The sequence below is a fragment of the Geomonas sp. genome (assembly GCF_035254065.1).
Classification (GTDB): domain Bacteria; phylum Desulfobacterota; class Desulfuromonadia; order Geobacterales; family Geobacteraceae; genus Geomonas.
Window position 1 is genome coordinate 1 of sequence record NZ_DATFBA010000367.1, and the last position, 22,676, is coordinate 22,676.

Genomic DNA, 22,676 nt, shown 5'->3' on the forward strand with positions numbered 1-22,676 from the left:
ATGGAGTAATTAGACATGCAGCGCATCGCGGAAAGGGTCAGGGTGGCCGCCATCTTCTCGCCCGGCTGCCAAGTGAAGCCGGTCTGGTTCGAATGGCGCAGACGCAAGCATGCGGTAACCGAGCTCGCCTACTTCTGGAAAGACTGCTACGGCGAGGCCACCCGGCTCCATTTCGCGGTCAGCGACGGCAGCAACCTATTCGAGTTGATCTTCAATCTAAAGGACCAGAACTGGACGCTTGAGGGGGTGGAGGAGCCACCCCGTTAAGCGGAGGGTTCGCCTGCAGCGGGACAGACGTGGCACCAGAGCGGATTATCCTCCACATCGACATGAACGCCTTCTTCGCTTCGGTCGAGCAGCAGTCGAACCCGGAACTGAGGGGCAAGCCGATCGCGGTGATCGGTGCGGCCAAAAGGACCGTGATCACCACCTGTTCCTACGAGGCGCGCGCCTTCGGGGTCAAGACCGGCATGAACAGCTGGGAGGCCCGCAAGCTTTGCCCGCAGTTGATCTTCGTAGTCGGCAACAACCGCAAGTACACCTACACCTCCACCAAGATCATCCAGATCATGCGCGAGTACACCCCGATGGTGGAGGTCTTCTCCATCGACGAGGCCTTCCTCGACGTGACCGGCTCCCTCTCCCTGTTCGGCACCCCCGGTGAGATCGCCCGGCTCATCAAGCAGCGCATCAGGGAGGATTTCGGCCTCACCTGCTCGGTCGGCATCGCCCCTAACAAGCTTCTGGCCAAACTCGCCTCGGACATGCAGAAGCCCGACGGGCTCACCGTCATCGAACCCGGCGAGGTCGTCCGGGTGCTGGAGAGGGTCCCGGTCAAGGACCTCTGCGGCATCGGGCCCAAGCTGCAGCAACAGTTGACCAAGTTCGGCATCAAGACCTGCGGGGAATTGGGGAGGTTCCCGGTCGAAGTTCTGAAACGGAGTTTCGGGGTGGTGGGAGAAAAGCTCCACCTGATGGGACTCGGGATCGACGAGGCGCCGGTGGTGCCCGAGGAGGAGTCCGAAGAGGTCAAGAGCGTCGGCCACAGCACCACGCTGGAGCGGGACATCACCGACCGGGAGGAGATCCTGAGGCACCTTCTGCAGCTCTCCGAGATGGTCGGCAGGCGGGCCAGACGGTACCAGGTGGCCGGCAAGACCATCGCCCTCACCATCCGCTACGCCGACTTCACCACCTTCTCCAGGCAGGCAAGCGGAGGCACGGCTACCAACAACAGCGAGGAAATATACCGGGCGGCGGTGAAGCTTCTGAACAGCGTGGAGCTCACCCAGTCGGTCAGGCTGCTGGGGGTCAAAATCGGCAACCTCTCCCACCAGGCCGAACAACTGCCGCTCTTCGGCGCGGACCGCAAGAAGGCGCTGTTGGCGCGCGCCATGGACGACGTCAACGACCGGTTCGGGGAATCCTCAGTCACCTTCGGGACTCTTTTGGGGAGGGAGGGAGGAGCCAAGATAATCTCGCCGGCGTGGCGGCCGGAGGGTGTGCGCAACGTGGATGTAGAGTAAGCTGTGAAACCCGCCTGCTATTAGAAACCAGGCACGCCGGTGGGAACCTGGTCCCAATAGGTGACCGAACCGTTGTGCCACTTCACGATCTGCACGCTTTCATCCTGCGAGATGACGATGGCGATCGCCTCGTGCAGCCGCTGACAGAGCCGGTAGGCGGCACGGTGCCGCGTCCCCACCCCTTCGCTCAACACCACCTCGGTATGCGTCCCCTCGTTGTCGAGAGCGTGGGTTACCATCCCCACCGTATCCAGATCACCCGAGATCACCCCGCCAAAGCCGAGCAGTTCCTGCCGCTTGGTGATCACCACCGCGCCGTCCACCGCCGAGAGCGCAGCGATAAAATGGGCGACGTCGAAGATCGCCTCGTCCAGTAGGGCGATGTTGTCGTCCTTGCAGGAGACGTATTCCCGCCACCCCACCTGCTTGTCGGGATGCCGGGCATCGCCGTGGATGGCGGCCAGGGTGTTCATGATCCTCAGCGTCAGGGTGCGGAAGCGCTGCCGGGACTCCAGTTCCAGGAACTGGTACTTGATGGACAGGAAGCGGTTTTCCTTCATGATCTCTTCGGTCATCTCCGGAGGGAGGTAGACCAGCAGCCCGCCGTGGTGCGAGTTGCGTATCACGCTGATGATGCGCCGGATGGCCTGCTGCCCGATGTACTTGCCGAAGTCGGGATCCAGGTCGGCCCAGGGCCTCTCCGCCCGTGCGCGCGCCGCCATGTGCAGGGCGATGGTCTCCGAATGCACTGCCGCCAGGCTGTGGGTTATCCATTGGGAGTTGAAGACGTCCAGGGTCGGGCAGTTGATCTGCCCTGCGTTCAGGGAGGCGATGATCTCCGAGCCGAGGCAGACCGAGAGCTGACCGGCCCCGGTCACGTAGACCACCAGGGAGTAGGGAAGCGGCGGCGAGGTCTTGCGGCCGCCATAGACGTTGTGCATCCACCGGGTGCCCGAATGGAGCAGCCCCCAGATCTGCGCCCCCTCCACCGGATCGATGGCGATACCGATCAGGGTCCGGTAGAAATCGGCGGCGGGGGCCAGCCGGTGCAGTTCGTATTCGTTGAAGGGTCTGGTTCTGGAGAAGATGAGCCGGTGGATCCCGGTGGGCGGCCCCTCCTCGGCCGGAAAGAGGTGCGATTCCCGGATGATCAGCCGGAACATCACGGGCCGTTCCTCTTCCCGCATCAGGCTCGCCTGGTAGCAGGTGGAAAGGACCTGCTCCAGCACGGCGCGGTCAGGAAGCTCGAACCTCTCCCGCTGCCCGGGGAACAGCCGCGCGAACAGCACTGGGTCCTGCCAGCGCTCGTAGATGAAGCTGACCAGGTCCTTGGGGTAGGAGTGCCCCATCGGACTTAGGCAGCGGTTGAACGGTCTCATTCCCTTCACGGTCTCTCTCCACCAGTGGGTCCCACACCGGACATTCCCATTATCCGCTTTCCGGCCAGATCATGTAAACCCCTCTAAAGATTTAGTATAACCGAACTCGTCGAAATGATAAGGTATGCACCGCCGCCTGCGCGCCCCCACGGTTCGCCCTCGGCCGGTCCGGGCGCTTTACATGCCGGGGCGATTTTGCTAAGATACCGGCCATTTCTCTCCCCCCGAAAAGGTTTCCCAAATGTCCGAAACAACGCCCATGATGCGGCAGTACCTTGAGATAAAAGCTCAGTATCCCGATGCCATCCTCTTCTTCAGATTGGGCGACTTCTACGAGATGTTCCTGGACGACGCGGTCAAGGCCTCGCGCATCCTCGGCATCACCCTCACCTCCCGTAACAAGAACTCGGACGGCGACGACGTTCCCCTCTGCGGGATCCCCTTCCACTCCTGCGCCCCCTACATCGCCAAGCTGGTGGAGGCCGGCGAGAAGGTTGCCATCTGCGAGCAGACCGAGGACCCCAAGCTGGCCAAGGGGATCGTCAAGCGCGAGGTGGTCAAGGTGATCACCCCGGGGCTGGTGGTGGAGGACGCCTCCCTCTCTCCCAAGGAAAACAACTACCTGCTCGCCCTTTGCCCGGACGGCGACCGTTTCGGCCTGGCCTATCTCGACCTCTCCACGGGAGAATTCCGCATCACCGAGCTGGCCGGCGAACAGGCGGCGCTGGCCGAGGTGGCCTGCATCTCGCCGCGCGAGGTCATCCTCCCCTCCCGCCTGCGCGAGGATCCCAAAGGGAAGGGAGTCGCACAGCTCGCCGCCGACCGCACCCTCACCTACTTCGATGAGTGGGTCTACGACTCCGACTACTGCCGGCGCATGATCGCCAACCAGTTCAAGGGTGCCACCCCCGCCTCGCTCGGCTGCGACGGCCTGCCGGTGGCGCTGCTCGCCGCCGGCGCCGTGCTCCACTACCTTTTGGAGACCCAGAAGGGAAGCGCGCCGCACGTGACCGGCATCACCCCCTATTCCGACAGCGAACACCTGCTGCTCGACGAGTCGACCAGGCGCAACCTGGAGCTCACCTCCACCATCTCGGAAGGAAAGCGCCGGGGCTCGCTCCTTGGCCTGATGGACCGCACGGTGACCGCCATGGGGGGCCGCAAGCTAAAGCAGTGGATCAACTATCCGCTGATGGATCTCAAGAAGATCGTGGCCCGCCAGGACGCGGTCGAAGAGCTCCTCCAGGCTCCGGGCGCACGGCTGGAGCTGCGCGAGCTTTTGGACGGCGTCTACGACCTGGAGCGCCTCAACTGCAGGATCAGCCTGGCCTCGGCCGGTGCCAAGGACCTGGCCTCCCTGAGGAGTTCCCTCTCACGCATCCCCCCCTTGAAGGAGAAGATCGCCCCCTTCGGCGCGGCGCTCATCCGCGAGCTGGACGCCGGCATCGATCCCCTCTCCGAGATCTGTGCCCTGATCGAGGCCGCCATCGTGGAGAACCCGCCCTTCGTCCTGCGCGAGGGTGGCATCATCGCGGACGGCTACCACGAAGAACTCGACGAGTTGCGCGCCATCAGCCGGGAGGGGAAGGGTTTCATCGCCCGACTGGAGGCCAAGGAGAAGGGACGCACCGGCATCAGCTCCCTGAAGATCCGCTACAACAAGGTCTTCGGCTACTACATCGAGGTCACCAAGGCCAACGTCTCCGCCATTCCCGAGGACTACATCAGGCGCCAGACGCTCGCCAACGCCGAACGTTACATCACCCCGGAACTCAAGGAGTACGAGGAGAAGGTGCTGGGGGCCGAGGAGCGTATCAGGGAGCTGGAGTTCTCCCTGTTCCAGGAGGTGCGCGAGGCCGCCGCAGCCCAGGGGGAGCGGGTTGCCCGCACCGCGGACCGGCTGGCCACCCTGGACGTCCTGGTCTGCCTGGCCGAGCTTGCCCACGACCGCCGCTTCTGCCGCCCCGAGATGCACGACGGCGGCGAACTCTCCATCACCGAGGGGAGGCACCCCGTCATCGAGGAGATGTACTCCGCCGAGAGATTCGTCCCCAACGACACCCTGCTCGACAACGGGGAAAACCAGCTGATCATCATCACCGGCCCCAACATGGCGGGCAAATCGACCTTCATGCGACAGGTGGCCCTGATCTCCCTGATGGCCCAGATGGGCAGTTTCGTTCCCGCGGAAAAGGCCCGCATCCCGCTGGTGGATCGCATCTTCACCAGGGTGGGGGCCTCCGATAACCTGGCCCGCGGCCACTCCACCTTCATGGTCGAGATGATGGAGAGCGCCGCCATCCTGAGGGGGGCGACCGCGAGGAGCCTGGTCATCCTGGACGAGATCGGGCGCGGCACCTCCACCTTCGACGGCGTTTCCATCGCCTGGGCGGTGGCCGAGTTCCTGCACGACAACAAGATGCACGCGGCGAAGACACTGTTCGCCACCCACTACCACGAGCTGACCGAGCTGGCCGTGACCCGGCCGGGTGTGAAGAACTTCAACATCGCGGTTAGGGAGTGGAACGAGCGGATCATCTTCCTGAGGAAGATCGTCCCCGGCGGGGCCTCCCACTCCTACGGCATCCAGGTGGCGAGGCTGGCCGGATTGCCGCAGACGGTGATCGAGCGGGCCAAGGAGATCCTGCTCAACCTGGAAAAGGGTGAGTACGGGGAGGAAGGGCTCCCGCGCCTGGCACGCGGCAGGAAGGCGCCCGCCCCCTCGCCGCAGCTTTCCCTGTTCGGCTCCGGCGATGAACCGATCAAGGAGAGGCTGAGGAGCGTGGCGGTGGAGACCCTGACCCCGCTGGAAGCGTTGAATCTGTTGGATGAACTGAAAAGGATGGTGTAGGAATGCGGATCACGTCCGGCAATACATATAGAGCCTCCCGCGGAACCTTGGGAGGTCACCACTAATGAACAGAAGGGATTTCCTGAAATATCTCGGCGTGTCGGCGCCCGCCCACCAGTGGCTACTCTACCAGCTCCTGGCCGCCCAGGGCGCGCAGCTGCTGGACCCCTTCGTCTCCTGGGCTGCCGACACCAACGCCGCCGCAGGCCTCGTGCCGGTGACCGAGCTCAAGCACTGGTCCACCCCCGATTACACCCGGGTCTCCATCACCCTGGGAAGCGAGGCGAAGTTCGAGCACCACAAGATCCCGGGCAAGCTATACATCGACATCGACGGCAGCCACCTCAACAGGGGTGTGAAGGACCTCGCCGTCAGCGACGGCCTGTTGAAGAACGTGCGCATCGCCCAGTACCGCCCCTCCATCGTGCGGGTGGTGCTCGACCTGGACAGCATCAAGGAGTACAAGGTCTTCACCTTCTCCGATCCCTACCGCATCATCGTGGACGTCAAAGGGGCCCGGAGGGAGGAGATCTCCTCAACCAAGGAGGTCATCGAGACCGCCAAGCCCGAGCAGCAGCTCGAGCAGCCGAAGAAGCCGGCCGAGCCCTTCAAGCCGGGAAGGATCCGCAGGATCGTGATCGACCCGGGGCACGGAGGGCACGACCCGGGGGCCATGAGCCCGACCGGCACCCGCGAGAAGGACATCGTGCTGCAGATAGGTACCAAGCTCGCCCAGAAGATCGGGGAGCTGGGGATCGATCCGGTGATGACGCGTTCCACGGACGTCTTCATCGAGCTGCAGGAGAGGACCGCCATCGCCAACAAGGTGGGCGCCGACCTCTTCGTCTCCGTGCACGCCAATGCCTCGCTCAACCGCCAGGCCTGCGGCATCGAGACCTACTACCTGAACCTCGCCAAGACCGAGAAGGTGGCCCAGTTGGCCGCCAAAGAGAACGGCACCTCACTGGAGAAGGTGAGCCTCCTGCAGGCCGTACTGTTCGACCTGATGGCCAACTACAAGCTGAACGACTCTGCGCACCTCGCCAACGAGGTGCAGAAGTCGCTCCACAAGAAGGCGCTGACCGGCTATCCCACCGTTAAGAACCTGGGGGTCAAACAGGGGCCCTTCTACGTGCTGGTGGGCGCCACCATGCCGAGCATCCTGGTGGAGACCGCCTTCGTGAGCAACGAGCGCGACGAGCAGAAGCTCAAAGATCCCCAGTACCAGGACCTCACCGCGGACGGCATCCTGACCGGCATCAAGGGCTACATCGCCGCCCTCAAGTGATCCCAGCGTTGCGCCCTCTCCCCCGCCGAACAAAAGCGGTCGGAGCGGGGCTTTCGGTAAGGTCTGGGCACGCCCCTCACCCGCCCTCCGGGCACCCTCTCCCCTGGAGGGCGAGGGACAACAACTGAGAGCACGTTTAACAGCCAATAAAAAAAGGCCGGCGAATCGCCGGCCTTTTTTATTCCATGTCACTAGACCTTTCCCTACTGCCCGGCCACCGTGGAGCCCAGCACTTCGACCCCGAAGTCAGCCGCATCCTTGGGCACGTTGGCGAGAGCCACCACGTAGCCGATCGACTCGCCCGGTTTCACGCCCAAATTGGAGAGCGAGTCACCGAACTGGTTGTTCATGATCTGGTCGATTTTCGCCATGGGCAGGGTCTCCAGCTGATCCTTGGAGAGCTTGTTCCCGCAGTAGGCGGTCTTCTGCATGATCACCGCCCCCTTCTTGTCGAAGATGCTGACCTTCACGTGGATGGATGCACGCGCCTTTTTAAAGTTGTTGACCGCCTGTCCGGTGACCACGAACAGTTCACCGGCCTCCTTGTTCTGATAGAAGGAGGCAACCGGCCTGCCGGCGGTGATCTTCCCCTCGTCGGGCGCCTCGATGCCGAACCACTTCCCGACGAAACCAAGGCCCACCTTGTCGAAGGCCGCCAGCGCGGCAGGCCCGCTCTGCAGCAGGTAGAGCCCGGCACCGGTCACGGCCACGACCACAACCAGCGCGATCCCTGCCAGCGCCATCGAGACAGCGGAGCGACCCTTACGCCGGGAAGTGATGGAAAGAGGCGGTAACTCATCTTCCTCCCCGAACGGCTCGCCACCGACAGCGCCCGGTTTGCCGCCGAAGCTGAAGTCGAGATCGGTGGAGCGCGCAGGCGCTACGGGCTCGTGAACCGGAGAAACGGGCGGCACCGGTTCTGCGCTGGCACCTGGAGCGGCGCCATGGCCCAAGACATCCGCAGCGGTTGCAACCCCGGCGGCTGCCAGAGGTGCGACGGCCGGGGCAGCCTCTTTCTCCTCGTCAAATGAGAACCCCTCCGCGAAGACGTCGTCACTGGGAGCCCCCTTCTGCTTGGACGCTTTGGGAGCAGAGGTGAAGAAGTCGTCGAAATTCTCCTCCGCCGGCGGCTCCTCCTTGATGGGGGGAGGCTCCTCGGAGAAACTGAAGTCGCTGAAGTCGAATTCACCCTTGCCAGCGGAAGTCTCCTCGGTTTTGGCAGGAGAAGCCTCGCTGAAGGAGAAGTCGCCGAAATCTAAATCCCCCTTGGCCGGTCCGGGTTCCTCTGCCTTGGAGGCAGGCTCCTCGGTGACGCTGAAGTCGCCGAAGTCGAAATCTTCCTTGGCGGCAGGAGTCTCCGGTTTCAGAGCCGCCCCCTCGGTGAAGCTGAAATCCTCGAAGTCGAAGTCCTCTTTGGCGGCAGTAGGGACCTCGGCGCTGGCCGCCGGTGACTCGCTGACGGCGAAGTCGGCGAAGTCGAATTCGTCCTTGCCCGCAGCAGGCGCCTCTGCCGGAACAACGGGCTCTTCATTGAAGGAGACGTCCCCGAAGTCGAAATCATCTTTGCCGGCAGCAGCCGGAGCCTCGGGCTGGGCTGCAGGCTCTTCGTTGAAGGCGAATTCCCCGAAGTCGAGGTCCGATGCAGCGGCCTCCTGCCGTTTGACGGGCGGAGCACTGTCGAAATCGAACTCTCCGAAGCCCAGGTCCGATTCAAGCTCGGCAGGCTTCTGCTCGGCAGCTTCAGCGGCCGGCTCGGTGGAGAAATCGAAATCGCCGATATCGAAACCCGCAGATGCAGGCTCCTCCTTCAGAGCAGGGGCCTCGTCATTGAAGCTTAAGTCGCCGAAATCGAGGTCAGTGGAATCTGCCGCAGTCTGAGGCTGATCGGTTTTGGCAGGCTCCGGAGCGGAGAATTCGAAGGAAAAGTCATCTGCCGGCATCGCCGGTGCGGCCGGCGTCTTGGCTGCAGCGGGTTCCGGGGTGAAGTCAAAATCCGGAAAGTCTGAAGATTCAGCGGCAGTCGCCGAAGCAGCAGCAGATGCCGCTGCAGTGGGCGCCGAAGCAGGTGCGGCAGCAGACGCCGGGGCCGGTGCAGCTTCCTCACCCGCCGCAGGCTGCGAGGGAGCGGCAGCCGAGGCACCCAAACCCGACAACAGGGCGTCGAAGTCGGACTCTTCCTGTTTGGACTCGGCACCGGCAACGAAGACGTGGCGGCATTTCGAGCAGCGGACCTTGACCCCGCCCGGCTTCAGTTTCGAGTCATCCAGCCGAAACTTCGTGTTGCATTGGTCACATTGGAGTATCATTCAACCTCTCCGGTGTTATTTTCAACAATCTCGTAGATCGAGGGAAGTTCACGTAGCCGTTCGTTGAAGTCGAGGCCATAACCGACCAGGAAGCCGCCCGGGCAGTCGAAGCCGACGAAATCGGGATCGAACTGGGCCTGCCGGCGCTCCTTCTTGTCTATCAGGGTGCAGACGCTCAGGCTCGCCACCCCACGCTTGTGCAAAAGGTCAACCAGGAAGGAGAGCGTGAGACCGGTATCGATGATATCCTCGACCACCAGCACGTCCCTGCCGGCCACCTCCGTATCGAGGTCCTTGGTGAGTTGTACGTGACCGGAGGACATCATCCCATCATAGCTGGAAAGCTTGACGAAATCCACCCGGACCGGTATACGCAAACCGCGCAGCAGATCGGCGGCAAAAAAGAGCGCCCCCTTGAGGACGACGATGACCAGCAGTTCCCTGCCCGAATATGCTTTATTTATCTCTTCGGCAAGCCTGGCGACTTCGGAAGCGATCTGTTGATGAGAATAAACGACCCGCAGCAGGTGTTCCTGGCCCAACCGAGATGTCTGATCCATTAGTTTTCTCCAGCAATTTTCTATAACAGAAGCGATTTCCAGTGTCAAATCATTCTGGCCTGCCCTCGGGCTTTATGATATAAATGACAAGCTGATTGAAATCTATTGAGGGGTAAATCATCATGAACATGCGTTTACTGGCTCTGACGGCAATGGCATCCTTACTGACAGCAGTAACCGCCTGGGCGGCTCCCGAACTGAGCGTGGAGCACGGCAGCTATGACTTCGGGACCATCACCCAAGGCAAGAAAGTCCAGCACAACTTCACCATCCGTAACAGCGGCGATGCCCCCCTGCAGATAAAGCAGCTGAACGCCTCTTGCGGATGCACCGCAGCGCGCCCCTCCACCGCCCTGATCCTTCCCGGCAGAAGCGCCGAGATCGAAGTGGTCTTCGATTCCGCCAACTTCTCCGGCCGAGTGGAGAAAACGGTCGCCATGACCACCAACGCAGGCAAGGCGCCGACCTACACCTTCAAGCTGGAGGGAAATATCCAGGACCAGGTGCAGGTGAAACCCCGCCCCCTGGACGTGGGAGCGCTTACGGCTGGAGTCGCCAAGCAGGCGACGGTCTCCATTGAGAACAAGGGAGACACCCCGATCAAGATCGTGAGCGTGAAGGTGGCCTCCAATGCACTGCAGATCAAACCGACCGTCAAGAAGAAGGAGCTCAAGGGCGGGGAGTCGACCGCCATCGAGCTCGCCATCACCGCCCGCCCAGAGGCCAAGGTATTGAGTGGCTACCTCCACATCATGATAAGCCTCCCGCAGAGCAAAGAGATCATCGTACCTATCTACGCTACAGCGAGCAAATGATCATTCGGGCAAAAGCCCGACGGAGCAGGAAGTTACCGATCGTCGGGCAGCGCAGGAGAGGCAGAAGCGGTAATTTTTTAATTTTTCGCCTTGAGTTAGGGGGCGGAATAGTGTAAAAGTTAATTCTTTCCCGGGCGGGTAGCTCAGTTGGATAGAGTACTGGCCTCCGAAGCCAGGGGTCATGGGTTCGAATCCCATCTCGCCCACCATCAACACCACAGGTTCTTATCAGGATGAAGCTCCTGGCTAGATCGACTTCAACAAGATGTTGAGTCACTGCCAGGAGCTTTTTCCTTTTTCGGCTGCTATCACTCCTACAAAAGAAAAGCCCCCGTAACCGGGGGCTTTCTTAGTGATGGCAGGGAACCAAGTCGTTTACAGGCGATTTCCTACCTACCGCCGGCCTTCTCAAGACTGGCGAGGGTTTGCTGGGCCTCTTCGAGGTTGCGCTTAAGTTGGTTCAGCTGGTCGCGGTTGTAGCTGTCCCCATGGCTGTTGATGGCTGTCTGCAACCTCTGGATGCGCTGCTGGATGCTGTCGACCTCGGCGCGGCAGTTTTTGACGAGCATGTCGCACTCTTTCTGGCAGCGTTCATCGTGTCGCTGCATTCCCATCGTGCTCTGGTCCATGACCATATCTCCATGTTCGGCTGCCATGGCCGGCACGGATGCGATGAACAGTGCTGTTGCAAGCATAATTACGATAGACTTTCCCATTTTAAAAACCTCCACTCAAGATATTACCGCTTGTTTCAACGAACTAGCAGACTCTATGCCAACGAACTATCCGATTGATTTTGATGCTGAACCCCTATTTAAGTTCATCATTACAACCGCAAACTGATGATTATTCGACAACAACACTGTCATATATCCTACGTGTCATAAATTTCTCGCCGTTACTCTTGTTTCGCGAGTTTTGTATAAAATATGAAATAGTAAGAGAGTAGGACTGGGAGGCTGGTATATGATTTCCCATCCCCGGCACCTATCCGGAAAACCAGGAACTTACAGGAGCGCTTAAGGAGACTTTATGTCGTACTTGGCGATTCGATAGATAAGGGTATGGCGGGGAATTTTCAGGAAGCGCGCGGCGGCAGTCTGATTCCATCGATTGCGCTTTAATGCCGTCACCACGGCTTCCCGTTCCAGCTGTTCCAAAGAATAGCCGTCAGGTGGAAACTGTAAGACCGAGGCCATCCTGCCGTTCGACCTCCTTCCTACACGCATCTTCTCCGGCAGATCGTCGATCAGGATGGTATCGCCGTTGCGCATGATCATCAGCCGCTCAACCGTGTTTTCCAACTCCCGTACGTTCCCGGGCCATGGGTACAGTTCCATCGCCTCCAGCGCCTTCTTGTCGAACTCCACCCTACCCCCGCCGTGCTTTTTGCAGAAGAACTCGATTAGCTGCGGGATGTCGGTACTACGCTCCCGCAGCGCTGGGAGGTGAACCGGAATCACGGCGAGACGGTAATAGAGGTCCTCGCGAAAAGTCCCCTCTCGTGTCGCTTTCTCCATGTCGATATTGGTTGCCGCTACCACCCGCACATCAATCTTCTGCGCCCCCCACCCCGCTTCTTCCTACCATAACCACATGCTCCACCGCCACCGTCATCCCTCCTATTGCTTCATGCCCCACCGCCTTACCGTGCGCCCTTCGATGGTTGGAAGATCATGTTTTCGACTGCCAGGCCGATCAGTACGACGCTGAGCAGGTGGTAGCGTGCAGCTCGGGATCCAGCGCGGAGAGAGCCGCTTGTGTGTAATGGACTCCACGTCGCTGCACATCCGTTTTCAGGATCACCAGCGGCGGAAGTTGTGGGTACTTGGCTACCACATCGGCACGACTGAGTTGCGGGGACTCCTTCCTTGCCAGGTTATCTGCGGTCATGTTTGCCTCCAGTCTGCATCTGCCTGATTCACTGTCGAAAAAGAAAAGGCCAAGCATGACCGTGTGGAACGGTCGATGCCTGGCCTCCAGTGTTTCTGGTCAGCACACGGTTCGCCTGTCAGATGCTACGTGTCGGTGTTATTGGATCCGGATCTTCTCGTTCCTGTCGATCTGGATGACCCTGCCATCCTGGATCACCAGGGTGACGGTTCCGAAGCGGATCTCCTCCAGGGCCGAGCGGATCTTCACTTCCAGCTCCTTGCTCCATTTGTCCGGCTGTTCCGCAGTAGTGGTCGCGGCCATAACTTCCCTCCCATGGTGGATCCGCGTGGTCCCGTCGGGTTAGCGACCTCCGTAGATCTGGTCGAAGACGCCGCCGTCGGCGAAGTGGGTCTTCTGGGCCTTCCTCCAGCCACCGAAGGTGTCGTCGATGGTAACCAGCTTCACCTTCGGGAAGACTTTGGCGTACTTCGCCGCCACCTTCTTGTCGCGGGGACGGTAGTAGTTCTTGGCCGCGATCTCCTGCCCTTCCGCCGAGTACAGGTATTTCAGGTACCCTTCGGCCAGCTTGCGGGTTCCCTTCTTGTCCACCACCTGGTCGACCACGGCGACCGGCGGTTCTGCCAGAATGCTGATCGACGGCACCACTATCTCGAACTTGTCTTTTCCCAGTTCGTTGACCGCCAGGAAGGCCTCGTTCTCCCAGGCAAGCAGGACATCGCCCTGGCCGCGCTGCACGAAGGTGGTGGTCGACCCGCGGGCGCCTGAATCCAGTACCGGCACGTGCTTGTAGAGTTCCTTGACGAATCCCTTTGCGCCAGCCTCATTACCACCTTGCTGCTTCAGCGCATAGGCCCAGGCCGCGAGATAGTTCCAGCGGGCTCCGCCAGAGGTCTTCGGGTTAGGGGTGATCACCGCCACGCCCGGCTTCACCAGGTCGTTCCAGTCCTTGATGTGCTTGGGGTTCCCCTTGCGGACCAGGAAGACGATGGTCGAGGTGTAAGGGGAGCTGTTGTGCGGCAGGCGCTTCTGCCAGTTTTCCGGGATAAGCTTCGCCTTATCGTGGATTTCGTCGATGTCGTAGGCGAGGGCCAGAGTGACCACGTCGGCATCCAGCCCGTCTATCACAGCCCTGGCCTGTTTCCCGGAACCGCCGTGCGACTGTTTGAAGGTAAGCTCCTGCCCTGCTTCTTTTTTCCACTTCTTGGCGAACGCCTTGTTGAAGTCCTGATACAGTTCCCGGGTTGGATCGTACGATACGTTGAGAAACTCTTTGGCCAGGGCATTCAAGGGGATAGTGGCGGCGATCAAGGTGACCAGTGCGGCGGTTACCAAACGTCTCTTCATGGGCTGAGCCCTCCTTTGGATTTTTGTCTACAGATTTAGTAGACTTTTACGATAAAAAACTGGAGCTTGGTGAGCTCATCATAGTAGGGGCAACATCTGTATATTTACTCCATCAATTTGATAGGGTGTTGCGAATCTTACCTTCGGCTTCTCGTGGTGTCAACACTTTTCCGCATTTTTCTTTCCCCCCTCCCCTACTCCCGACGCAAATGCCGTGGAGTCACGGCAGTTTGGAGCAAAAAAAAGAGCCGGGCAGCATGGCCCCGGCTCTTCTGCATTCCCACTGCTAGTTCGCCATCAAAGGATGTAGTCGGTGGTGAGGAAATGAGATTTTCTTTCCCTGACGATGTCGGTGATGATCTCGCGGTTGACGTCGTTCTCCCGGGCGGCCACCACGATGCGGATGGAGAAGATCCTCAAGGCGTCGGCCACCGACTGGGTCCCTTCGGCGGAGTTCTTGCGCCCGTTGAAGGGGAAACTGTCGGGGCTTCTCTGGCACTGGCTGTTGATGTTGATACGGCAGACCTGGTTGACCAGGGCATCCACCAGCAGGGCCAACTGATCGCTGTCCCGCCCGAAGATGCTCGCCTGCTGGCCGTAGGGGGAGGCCACCACGTAGTCGATGGTCTCGTTCAGATCGTCGAAGGGGACCACGGCAACCAGCGGGCCGAACTGTTCTTCGTGGTAGACCCGCATCTCGTGGGTCACCGGGTACAGCAGGGCCGGGTGGAGGAAGGTCGCGCAGCATGCGCCACCGCCGGGATTGACGACTTCGGCCCCCTTGGCTACTGCGTCAGCGATCAGTTCAGCGAGATAGGCAGGCTTTTCGGGCTCAGGGACCGGCGTGATGCTCACCCCCTCTTCCCAGGGCATCCCGCATTTGAGGGAGGCGATGCCGGCCGACATCCGTTCCAGGAACGTATCGGCGATGGAGCGATGCACGAAGATGATCTTCAAGGCGGTGCAGCGCTGACCGTTGTTGGTCAGGCTCCCGCGGATGCACTCCGGGACGGTGAGGTCGAGATCGGCGTCGGGCAGGATGATGGCCGGGTTCTTAGCGTCCAGGCCGAGCACGCAGCGAAGGCGATGCGGCCGGGGGTGGACCGAGCGCAGGTGGTCGGCGACCTTGTGGGTGCCGATGAAGCCGAGCACGTCCACCTTCCCCGAGGCCAGAAGCGGCGGCACCACGACCTCGCCGTCACCGTAGACCGTGTTGACCACGCCCGGCGGGAAGGAATCCCGGAAAGCCTCCAGGAGCGGCTGGAAAAGCAAGATTCCGAAGCGGGGGGGCTTGAGCACGATGGTGTTGCCCATCACCAGCGCCGGGATCAGGGTGGTGAAGGTCTCGTAGAGGGGGAAGTTGAAGGGGCCCATGCAGAGCACCACGCCAAGCGGCGCGCGCCGTATCTGCCCGATGATCCCCTGCTGGATGACGAAGCGCGAGGAGCTGCGGTCGAGTTCCTTGAGGGCATCCAGGGTGTCGCGGATGTACGCTGCGGCGCGGTCGAACTCCCGCTCGGCCTCCTGGTGCGACTTGCCGATCTCCCACATGATCAGCCTGACCACGTCCTGTCGCTTGCCGGCGATGGCGGACGCGAAGCGCTGGACGCAGCGGATGCGCTCGCCCACCGACATGGTGGGCCAGGTGCCGCGGCCGTTGGCGTAGGCCTCCACCGCAACGTCAAGCGTTTCCAGGGCGGCCTCTTCCGACAATAGCGGGGCCTCGCCGATAAGATGCGGCGCCAATCCCGCGAAAGTTTTGACCTGGATGGGAGAGAAAACGGGTTGCAGCGGTCCGTCCCAGGGGCGAAGCTCGCCACCGACCAGGTAGACGTTTTGCTTGATGGGTTCATTCAGGCGGTGCCGGGACGGGATACTCTCTTCGTCGGGGAAATACGAGGCGATCTTCTTAATCAAGGTACAACTCCCAAAGCGGAAATCCGAGCTGCGACATCCGGTTTACATGCGCCGTGTGAGGGGGAAAGTCAAGAAAAACATTAACAAGGAGCGACTCGCACGGGGAGTCTACTGAGGAAAAGTGCCGGCTTCGCAGGAGACTGGTAGCTTCCCTCACCCCTGCCCTCTCCCGGAGGGAGAGGGGGAGTTCGAAAAGGGTGGGAGGGGCAGAGGGATCAGGCGTTGTGCCTTTGGTAGAGAACGGCTACGGCGTGCTTGCGGTAGTAGTGGCAGACCCGCTTGAATCCGTAGGGGACCAGCATCTGATCGAGTTCCTGGTGGGAATACGTCTTGATGCAGCTTTCGCACTTGTGCCCCTCCGGACAGACACCACCGCAGTGATTGGACTGAACGCGGCATCGAGCTTCGATCAGGAGGTATCCTTCTGGTCGCAGGTTCAGGACGATGTTCTTCAGGTATTGGCTTTTTTGGGTTCCGTCGGGGATGATGTTGAGGACGTAGTTGGAAACAACGAGGTCGACAGCGAGGTTGCTTTCCTTAAGCTGATCGTCGGCCAGCACGCCGGCCAACCGATGGGACTCGGCCATGCCCAGGATACGCTCCACCTGCGAAGGGATGTCCGCCGCATAAACCTGGAAGCCTTCCCTGGCCAGGTAAGCCGAATTCCGCAAGGTGCCCGCTCCATAATCGAGGACGGAGCGAAGGTGCATTTCACGGAAGAACCTCAAGTACTTGGTGAGACTTACCGCTGCGGCAGCCATGATTGCCTCCCCACCGGCGCGATGGTTTGTAATGAGCTGCTTGCCATTAAGTATACCGCCAACGGGAAAGGAGGCATGCGCGCGGGGGGACCGGCTTGGGGCTAGGGCTGTCGACTGGGGGCTAGAGGCTAGGGAGAGGGGGACTGGCACCTGCGGAGCCAGTCCCCTTGGCGGCGTGGGACAGAGGACCGGTCGACTTGGAGGAGGGTCAGTAGCGGTAGGTAAGCTCGACTCGGGCCACCTGGTTGGTCCGGTCTACGCCGGGCTGCAGGTTGTAGTTATCGACCCACTCTATGCCGTAGGAAAGCAGCGCGTTCCATTGACCGTAGACCGGCAGCGTCCACATGGCACGGAGCGCGTTTTTCCGCTCCACCGCTTGCATCACACCAAAGGGATCGAAGTTACCTGCTGCATCGACCGGGAGGCGGCCATGGGTGCCACGGCTGGTGTGGAACCATTCGAGGGCAAGGTTGTTCCTGGGGGAAAACCAGTGGCTGTAGCGAAGAAAGAAGTCCTCGGTGCCGCCGCCTTGTGAATGGCCGATCGGAAGACCTTCGCGGTTGTACCCTTCCACATATTGATAGTGGGTGTAGAGGATGTTGTTGCCAAAGAAATACTCGAAGCGGAGGTCGTCGCTGCCGCTCTCTGTCAAATTCGGGATATAGAAACCGGCGAGGTAGCTTTCGACGATAGGCCAGAAGGAGGCGGCGTCTTCGCCGGAGTACTCGCCGAATATTTCCGTGTTGCGCAGGAACGGGAGCCGAATTCGGAGTTCGAAACCCGCTAGCGTGTTGGAGTCGTCGTTGTTGAACCCGCCGACCAGGCCGCGCATCACTTGAATCGTTCCGTTATCCACCCCCGGCCCGCCGACCTGGCGCCCCAGGTTGATGCCGAACTCGCTGTTCTGGGTCGGCTTGAAGGAGACCTTGGCGGCGAGGAAGTAGGGCTGGCGGACTTTGCCGTCCGTGACGCTCTCTTCGAAGCGGGAAAAGATAAGGGAGTACTTCAGGTCCCACAGGTAACGGGTCAGCACCGGCTCCGGACTGGAGAGCTTGATGAAGTCGAAGTTGCGGGCGTTGTTGGAGAGGGTGATGGCGCCGCGGTAGCCGAGGCCGAACCAGTTTTCGTCGCGTCCCACCTCCAGTTCCAGCCCCCCTCCCCCGAGTTTCAGGTACACCTTGTCTACGCGCAGGTCGGCATCGTCGGTGGCCGCCGACCACAGGAACATCGGCTCGACCAGGAACGCGCTCCAGCAGCCGGCGTACGCCTCGCCGCTCAACCGCAGGTCGACGTTATTGCCGGAGTGGTAGATCACCCCTTCGTTGTTCTCCATCAATGGCGTCCCTTCGCTGCCGCGTTGCTGGGCCACCGTCGGGTAAGGATTGGGTGGCCTGAGGCCGTGGCCGATACCGAAGACGCCGTCGTTGCCGGGGTCGTTGAGAACGCGCTGGTAGTTCCTGGGGGCACCGTCGAGGTAGAAGTAGCGGAGGCGGGCGTTGGCGACGGGGGTGAAATCGAAGGCGGGGGCGGCACTGGGATTGTCGTACAGGGAGGCTTCCCGTGGGATCAGTTCCCGCAGGCGAGCAGCGAACTCCGTGGCCAGCGGCGGGTAGCTTCCGGAGTCGAGGCGTCTTTCCGCCTCCAGCAGGAGCCGGGCAGCTTCGCTTTTCGAGTAGGGACGGATTCCCTTGATGTCCGAGGTGATCAGGCCGAAGCCGGCAAGCTTGTCGAGATAGAGATAGATGGGACTATCAAGGGGAATATTTACAGAAGACAAGGCAAACGCAGGCTCTGCGAGCAAAAAAAAACAATAATAGACATAACACATTTCATTGCAGTCATGAGAACCTTCAAGACAAAGGCTTATTTAACAGGGATGAACAGGATGAAAGGGATAAAACAAATTAGCCTTGGATCTTGATTTTAAGCCGCCGACCCTTCGTTCTGACTGGCGACCCGCAGCGTTCTGATGATGCTCGCTTTCTGGGGCGGGAAGAGGTCGGGTCGTACACGTTGAAATACCGGTGACGGATCGCTGCCATCGAAGTTGTAGCGCGGCACGAATTCCGGCACTACTTCCTGCAGGGCCCTGATCACTCCCGCCAAATCCCCGCTTTGCGCCAGCCCGAACAGCTCTTCCAGGCTCGCGTTGGCCCGCCGCAGGTCGGTCTCAACGGGGGCCACCACCCGGATCTTCTTGTGGGTGGTAGGCTTCACCCCCTCGCCGTCCAAAAGCAGCTCCTCGAACAGCTTCTCCCCCGGTTTTAAACCGGTGAAGACGATGTCGATGTCCCGGTACGGCACCAGCCCCGACAGCCGGATGAGTTCCTCTGCCAGGGTGAGGATGCGAACCGGCTCGCCCATGTCCAGGGGGTGTTGTAAATGTGTTTTTGTTAATTTTAAGAAAATTTTTTTGTGTCTTTTAATGAGCAATAGTGGGTTGTTTTGGCGGGGGGGCAGGACCGGGTGCGCTCATTGACAAGGGAGCGCTGGTTCGGCCAGCGGCTGGTGGCAGGCGATCAAAGGAAAGGATAGCGGGGGACCCGCAGGGGGGGGCCTCGTCGGCAAAAATAGAAAGGGCGGCCACATGGGCCGCCCGATGAACGAGGACGAGGTAGAGCAGAAGCCCCTGCTGAGAGGGGCGGAGCGGAACTAGAGGTAGTAACGGGAGGTGGCGGAATCCCAGGACCCCTGGGCCTTGAGCAGCAGGTCACAGACCTCGCGCACAGCCCCCCACCCGCCGTTATTTTTGGCGACGAAGTGGGCAAAGGGGAGCACCTCCGCGATGGCGTCGGCCGGCGCTGCGGCAAAGCCGACCCGGCGCATGACCGGGATATCGATCACGTCGTCACCCATGTAGGCCACCTCGTCCTCGTGGAGCCCGGTGGCGTCCAGTACCTTGCGGAAGGGCCCCAGCTTGTCCAGGGATTTCTGGTAGACGTGGTGGATGCCCAGCTCCATGGCGCGGTTGGTTACCACCATCGACTCACGACCGGAGATGATGGCGACCTCGATCCCCGAGCGCTGCAGCATCTTGATGCCGTGGCCGTCCTTCACGTTGAAGAACTTGCTCTCCACGCCATTGGAGTCGAAGATGATCCTGCCGTCGGTCAACACGCCGTCCACGTCTAGAATCAGCAGCTTGATCTTCTTGAGCCTCTCTTCCATAAAACTCCTCTAGTGGCTGAGTGTCGTGCTAGGCGATCCCGGCCTTGAGCAGGTCGTGCAGGTGGACGATACCGACCGGGACAGTGGAGCTGTCGTCGGCAAAGACGAAGAGCGAGGTGATGGAGTACTGTTCCATCTGTTGCAGGGCCCGGGCGGCCAGTTCGTTGCGCCCGATCCTCTTCGGGTTGGGGCACATCAGGTCGGAGGCGGGAAGGTTGATGATGTCGAGCCCCTTCCCCAGCGCCCGGCGCAGGTCGCCGTCGGTGATCACGCCGAAAAGCGAGCCGTCCTCCCCGGTGACCCCGGTGATGCCCAGCCCCTTGGAGGTGATGATGAAGAGCGCCTCGCGCATGAGCGTGCTGCCGGAGACCAGGGGAAGCGCCTCCCCTGAGTGCATGATGTCTTCCACCTTGAGGAGGAGCCTTCTGCCCAGGGCGCCGCCGGGGTGGAAAAGGGCGAAGTCCTCGGCCTTGAAGCCGCGGCTGACCAGGAGCGCCACCGCGATGGCGTCACCCATGGCCAAGGTCACCGTGGTCGAGGCGGTGGGGGCCAGGCCGAGCGGGCAGGCCTCCTCCTTGACCGAGATGTCCAGGAAGATGTCGCCGCTTTTGGCGAGGGTGGAGTTGGGGTTACCGGCCATGGCGATCAGGGAGGCGCCCAGCCGCTTGATGATCGGGAGGATGCGCACCACCTCGTCGGTCTCGCCGCTGTTGGAGATGGCGATCACCACGTCGCCGCGCATGATCATGCCGAGGTCGCCGTGGATACCTTCCGCGGGATGCAGGAAGAAAGCGGGGGTACCGGTGGAGGCCATGGTGGAAGCGATCTTCTGGCCGATCAGCCCCGACTTGCCCATGCCGGTGACCACCACCCGCCCCGACGCGTTGAGGATCATCTCCACGGCCCGTTCGAAAGCACTGTCAATGGTGGAGGCGAGGTTCAAAAGCGCCTCAGCCTCGACCTGTATCACCCTTTTCGCTTCAGCTAAAATCAAAGGAACTCCCAGAAAGCAAAACAAAAACCATATTCAACAAGGATGGACAGGATAAAAGGGATAAAACCTAAACGTTTAAGGCTTACATCCCTTTCATCCTGTTCATCCCTGTTAAATTAAGCTTTTGATTGGTGTCTTTACTTCACGATGGCGTCGATCGCCTTCAGCTTTTTCAGCAGCGCGGGCAGGTCTTCCAGCCGCACCGAGTTCGGCCCGTCGCATAGCGCCTGCTCGGGCTCCTCGTGAACTTCCATGAAGACGCCGTCCACGCCGGCGGCGACCGCAGCACGGGAGAGGTACTCCACGTACTCGCGCTGCCCGCCCGATGAGGTCCCCTCGCCTCCCGGCAGCTGCACGCTGTGGGTGGCGTCGAAGATCACCGGGCAGCCGGTCGCGCGCATGATCGGGAAACTGCGCATGTCGACCACCAGGTTGTTGTAGCCGAAGCTCGCCCCGCGCTCGGTGAGGGTGATGTTCTCGTTATCGCAGGAAAGGAGCTTCCCCACCACGTTCTTCATGTCCCAGGGGGCCAGGAACTGCCCCTTCTTGACGTTGATCGCCCTCCCCGTCCTGGCGGCGGCGATCAGAAGGTCGGTCTGCCGGCAGAGGAAGGCGGGGATCTGCAGCACGTCCAGCACATCGGCCGCCGGGGCCACCTGCTCGATGGAGTGGATGTCGGAAAGCACCGGAACCCCCAGCGAATCCTTGACCTTGGCCAGGATGCGGAGTCCTTCCTTCAGTCCGGGGCCGCGGTAGGCGGTCACCGAGGTGCGGTTCGCCTTGTCGTAGGATGCCTTGAAGATGAGAGACATGCCGACGCCGTTGCAGATGGTCATCAGCTTCTCAGCGCAGCGCAGGGTGGCGTTCTCGTTCTCGATCACGCACGGGCCCGCGACCAGCACCAGCGGCCTCCCCCCACCAATCTTCACCCCACCAATGGATACTTCCCTTGCCATTATTACTCCTATGTAACTCTATCCACGTATCCAGCACCCCCCTCTCCCTCCGGGAGAGGGGCGGGGGTGAGGGAAGCCGCATAAACCATCACAGCTTCATCCCAGGCAAACGACGAAAGCAATCCCCCCTGTCCCCCCTTTATCAAGGGGGGAACCCCATTCCGGAAGTCCCTCCCATTCACGGGAAGCGCCTCCCACGCGCGTCCCCTCCCCTTCAAGGGGAGGGACAGGAGCTTGCCCGCCGTGGCCTTGGCGAAGGCGGGTGAGGATGGGGTTACGGTCTACTTCCTCTTCTCCCTCGCCGCCCCCACGAACGCCTTGAAAAGCGGGTGCGGGTTGAGCGGCTTGGACTTGAATTCCGGATGGAACTGGCAGCCCAGGAACCAGGGATGATCGTGCAACTCGATGATCTCCACCAGGTCCCCTTCCTTGTAGACGCCGGAAATCACCAGCCCCTTCTCGGAGAGGGCCGTGCGGAAGTGGTTGTTGAACTCATAGCGGTGGCGATGGCGCTCGGAGATCTCGGTGGCGCCGTAGGCCTTCTGGGCGAAGGTCCCCTTGGTGAGCGAGCAGGGATAGGCGCCGAGCCGCATGGTGCCCCCCTTCCTCTCCACCCCTTTCTGCTCCTCCATCAGGTGGATGATGGGGTTTTCGCACTCCGGCTTGAACTCGCTGGAGTAGGCCTCGGGGAGCTTGCAGACGTTGCGGGCGTATTCGACGGCAGCCATCTGCATGCCGAGGCAGATGCCGAAGAACGGCACCTTGTTGACCCTGGCGTACTCGATCGCCTTGATCTTCCCTTCGGTGCCGCGCTCGCCGAAACCGCCCGGAACCAGGATGCCGTCCACGCCGTCGGCCAGGAACTTCTCGGTCCCCTCCTCCTCGATCTTCTCGGAGTCGAGGTAAAGGAGATTG

General features: G+C 61.0%; 18 protein-coding genes, 1 tRNA gene and 2 pseudogenes. 6 read left to right on the top strand and 15 right to left on the bottom strand.

What is annotated here, in order from left to right:
• Positions 1–15 precede the first annotated feature (15 nt).
• Positions 16–267 carry a hypothetical protein gene (locus tag VJ604_RS17015; protein ID WP_324084589.1) on the top strand — a complete coding sequence of 84 codons (252 nt, stop codon included), beginning with the start codon at positions 16–18 and terminating at the stop codon, positions 265–267.
• A gap of 29 nt (positions 268–296) precedes the next feature.
• Positions 297–1,526 (top strand): DNA polymerase IV, encoded by a 1,230-nt coding sequence (gene dinB / locus VJ604_RS17020; protein WP_324084590.1) that lies wholly within the window; start codon positions 297–299, stop codon positions 1,524–1,526.
• Between the two features lie 20 nt (positions 1,527–1,546).
• Here the strand turns inward: dinB and VJ604_RS17025 are convergent, their stop codons facing one another.
• The gene (locus VJ604_RS17025) at positions 1,547–2,905 is read right to left on the bottom strand and encodes a putative sensor domain DACNV-containing protein (protein ID WP_324084609.1); all 1,359 of its coding nucleotides are present in this window, start codon (positions 2,903–2,905) and stop codon (positions 1,547–1,549) included.
• Positions 2,906–3,146: 241 nt separating this feature from the next.
• On the opposite strand from VJ604_RS17025, the gene mutS reads away from it, so the two are divergent.
• Together mutS and VJ604_RS17035 are read left to right on the top strand one after the other, a co-directional pair.
• Positions 3,147–5,756 (top strand): DNA mismatch repair protein MutS, encoded by a 2,610-nt coding sequence (gene mutS / locus VJ604_RS17030; protein WP_324084591.1) that lies wholly within the window; start codon positions 3,147–3,149, stop codon positions 5,754–5,756.
• Between the two features lie 64 nt (positions 5,757–5,820).
• Positions 5,821–7,044, top strand: a complete 1,224-nt coding sequence (locus VJ604_RS17035) for an N-acetylmuramoyl-L-alanine amidase (RefSeq protein ID WP_324084592.1) — start codon at positions 5,821–5,823, stop codon at positions 7,042–7,044.
• 203 nt (positions 7,045–7,247) lie between these two features.
• Here VJ604_RS17035 and VJ604_RS17040 read toward each other — a convergent pair whose 3' ends face one another.
• Positions 7,248–9,350: a DUF3426 domain-containing protein gene (locus tag VJ604_RS17040; protein WP_324084593.1), complete on the bottom strand. Its 2,103-nt coding sequence runs from the start codon at positions 9,348–9,350 to the stop codon at positions 7,248–7,250.
• A complete protein-coding gene (gene hpt, locus VJ604_RS17045; RefSeq protein WP_324084594.1) occupies positions 9,347–9,910 on the bottom strand; it encodes a hypoxanthine phosphoribosyltransferase in 564 nt (187 codons plus the stop codon). Before hpt ends, VJ604_RS17040 begins: the two co-directional genes overlap by 4 nt.
• Before the next feature lie 152 nt (positions 9,911–10,062).
• Between hpt and VJ604_RS17050 the strand changes: the two genes are divergently transcribed.
• Entirely contained in the window at positions 10,063–10,725 is a 663-nt protein-coding gene (locus VJ604_RS17050) for a DUF1573 domain-containing protein (protein WP_324084596.1), read from the top strand.
• Positions 10,726–10,857: 132 nt separating this feature from the next.
• A tRNA-Arg gene (locus VJ604_RS17055) sits at positions 10,858–10,934 on the top strand.
• A gap of 180 nt (positions 10,935–11,114) precedes the next feature.
• Here VJ604_RS17055 and VJ604_RS17060 read toward each other — a convergent pair.
• The 12 genes and pseudogenes from VJ604_RS17060 to VJ604_RS17115 all read right to left on the bottom strand — a co-directional run.
• Positions 11,115–11,333 (bottom strand): hypothetical protein, encoded by a 219-nt coding sequence (locus VJ604_RS17060; RefSeq protein ID WP_324084597.1) that lies wholly within the window; start codon positions 11,331–11,333, stop codon positions 11,115–11,117.
• 411 nt (positions 11,334–11,744) lie between these two features.
• Positions 11,745–12,299, bottom strand: a pseudogene (locus VJ604_RS17065) (AAA-type ATPase lid domain-containing protein); the annotation flags it as partial.
• A 457-nt stretch (positions 12,300–12,756) separates the two neighbouring features.
• A complete protein-coding gene (locus VJ604_RS17070; protein ID WP_324084599.1) occupies positions 12,757–12,921 on the bottom strand; it encodes a YezD family protein in 165 nt (54 codons plus the stop codon).
• 39 nt (positions 12,922–12,960) lie between these two features.
• Positions 12,961–13,965 carry a sulfate ABC transporter substrate-binding protein gene (locus VJ604_RS17075; protein ID WP_324084600.1) on the bottom strand — a complete coding sequence of 335 codons (1,005 nt, stop codon included), beginning with the start codon at positions 13,963–13,965 and terminating at the stop codon, positions 12,961–12,963.
• 297 nt (positions 13,966–14,262) lie between these two features.
• Positions 14,263–15,882, bottom strand: coding sequence for an NADP-dependent glyceraldehyde-3-phosphate dehydrogenase (locus VJ604_RS17080; protein WP_324084601.1), 1,620 nt, complete (start codon positions 15,880–15,882; stop codon positions 14,263–14,265).
• Between the two features lie 215 nt (positions 15,883–16,097).
• Positions 16,098–16,643 (bottom strand): class I SAM-dependent methyltransferase, encoded by a 546-nt coding sequence (locus tag VJ604_RS17085; RefSeq protein WP_324084602.1) that lies wholly within the window; start codon positions 16,641–16,643, stop codon positions 16,098–16,100.
• A gap of 208 nt (positions 16,644–16,851) precedes the next feature.
• A complete protein-coding gene (locus tag VJ604_RS17090; protein WP_324084603.1) occupies positions 16,852–18,471 on the bottom strand; it encodes a capsule assembly Wzi family protein in 1,620 nt (539 codons plus the stop codon).
• Positions 18,472–18,566: 95 nt separating this feature from the next.
• Positions 18,567–19,013 (bottom strand): annotated as a pseudogene (locus VJ604_RS17095) (polysaccharide biosynthesis protein); the annotation flags it as partial.
• A gap of 282 nt (positions 19,014–19,295) precedes the next feature.
• Positions 19,296–19,811, bottom strand: a complete 516-nt coding sequence (locus VJ604_RS17100) for a KdsC family phosphatase (RefSeq protein WP_324084605.1) — start codon at positions 19,809–19,811, stop codon at positions 19,296–19,298.
• 28 nt (positions 19,812–19,839) lie between these two features.
• Positions 19,840–20,805 carry a KpsF/GutQ family sugar-phosphate isomerase gene (locus VJ604_RS17105; protein ID WP_324084606.1) on the bottom strand — a complete coding sequence of 322 codons (966 nt, stop codon included), beginning with the start codon at positions 20,803–20,805 and terminating at the stop codon, positions 19,840–19,842.
• A 137-nt stretch (positions 20,806–20,942) separates the two neighbouring features.
• Positions 20,943–21,761: a 3-deoxy-8-phosphooctulonate synthase gene (kdsA, locus tag VJ604_RS17110; RefSeq protein ID WP_324084607.1), complete on the bottom strand. Its 819-nt coding sequence runs from the start codon at positions 21,759–21,761 to the stop codon at positions 20,943–20,945.
• A gap of 281 nt (positions 21,762–22,042) precedes the next feature.
• Positions 22,043–22,676, bottom strand: a 634-nt coding sequence (locus VJ604_RS17115; protein WP_324084608.1) for a glutamine amidotransferase-related protein, incomplete at its 5' end; no start/stop codon positions are given.

Coding starts and splice junctions, on each gene's coding strand:
- VJ604_RS17050 (WP_324084596.1), top strand. CDS start 10,063: ATGGCATCCTTACTGACAGCAGTAACCGCCTGGGCGGCTCCCGAACTG.
- VJ604_RS17075 (WP_324084600.1), bottom strand. CDS start 13,965: ATGAAGAGACGTTTGGTAACCGCCGCACTGGTCACCTTGATCGCCGCC.
- VJ604_RS17015 (WP_324084589.1), top strand. CDS start 16: ATGCAGCGCATCGCGGAAAGGGTCAGGGTGGCCGCCATCTTCTCGCCC.
- VJ604_RS17100 (WP_324084605.1), bottom strand. CDS start 19,811: ATGGAAGAGAGGCTCAAGAAGATCAAGCTGCTGATTCTAGACGTGGAC.
- VJ604_RS17025 (WP_324084609.1), bottom strand. CDS start 2,905: ATGAGACCGTTCAACCGCTGCCTAAGTCCGATGGGGCACTCCTACCCC.
- VJ604_RS17085 (WP_324084602.1), bottom strand. CDS start 16,643: ATGGCTGCCGCAGCGGTAAGTCTCACCAAGTACTTGAGGTTCTTCCGT.
- VJ604_RS17060 (WP_324084597.1), bottom strand. CDS start 11,333: ATGCAGCGACACGATGAACGCTGCCAGAAAGAGTGCGACATGCTCGTC.
- VJ604_RS17090 (WP_324084603.1), bottom strand. CDS start 18,471: ATGTGTTATGTCTATTATTGTTTTTTTTTGCTCGCAGAGCCTGCGTTT.
- VJ604_RS17040 (WP_324084593.1), bottom strand. CDS start 9,350: ATGATACTCCAATGTGACCAATGCAACACGAAGTTTCGGCTGGATGAC.
- mutS (WP_324084591.1), top strand. CDS start 3,147: ATGTCCGAAACAACGCCCATGATGCGGCAGTACCTTGAGATAAAAGCT.
- hpt (WP_324084594.1), bottom strand. CDS start 9,910: ATGGATCAGACATCTCGGTTGGGCCAGGAACACCTGCTGCGGGTCGTT.
- kdsA (WP_324084607.1), bottom strand. CDS start 21,761: ATGGCAAGGGAAGTATCCATTGGTGGGGTGAAGATTGGTGGGGGGAGG.
- VJ604_RS17035 (WP_324084592.1), top strand. CDS start 5,821: ATGAACAGAAGGGATTTCCTGAAATATCTCGGCGTGTCGGCGCCCGCC.
- VJ604_RS17070 (WP_324084599.1), bottom strand. CDS start 12,921: ATGGCCGCGACCACTACTGCGGAACAGCCGGACAAATGGAGCAAGGAG.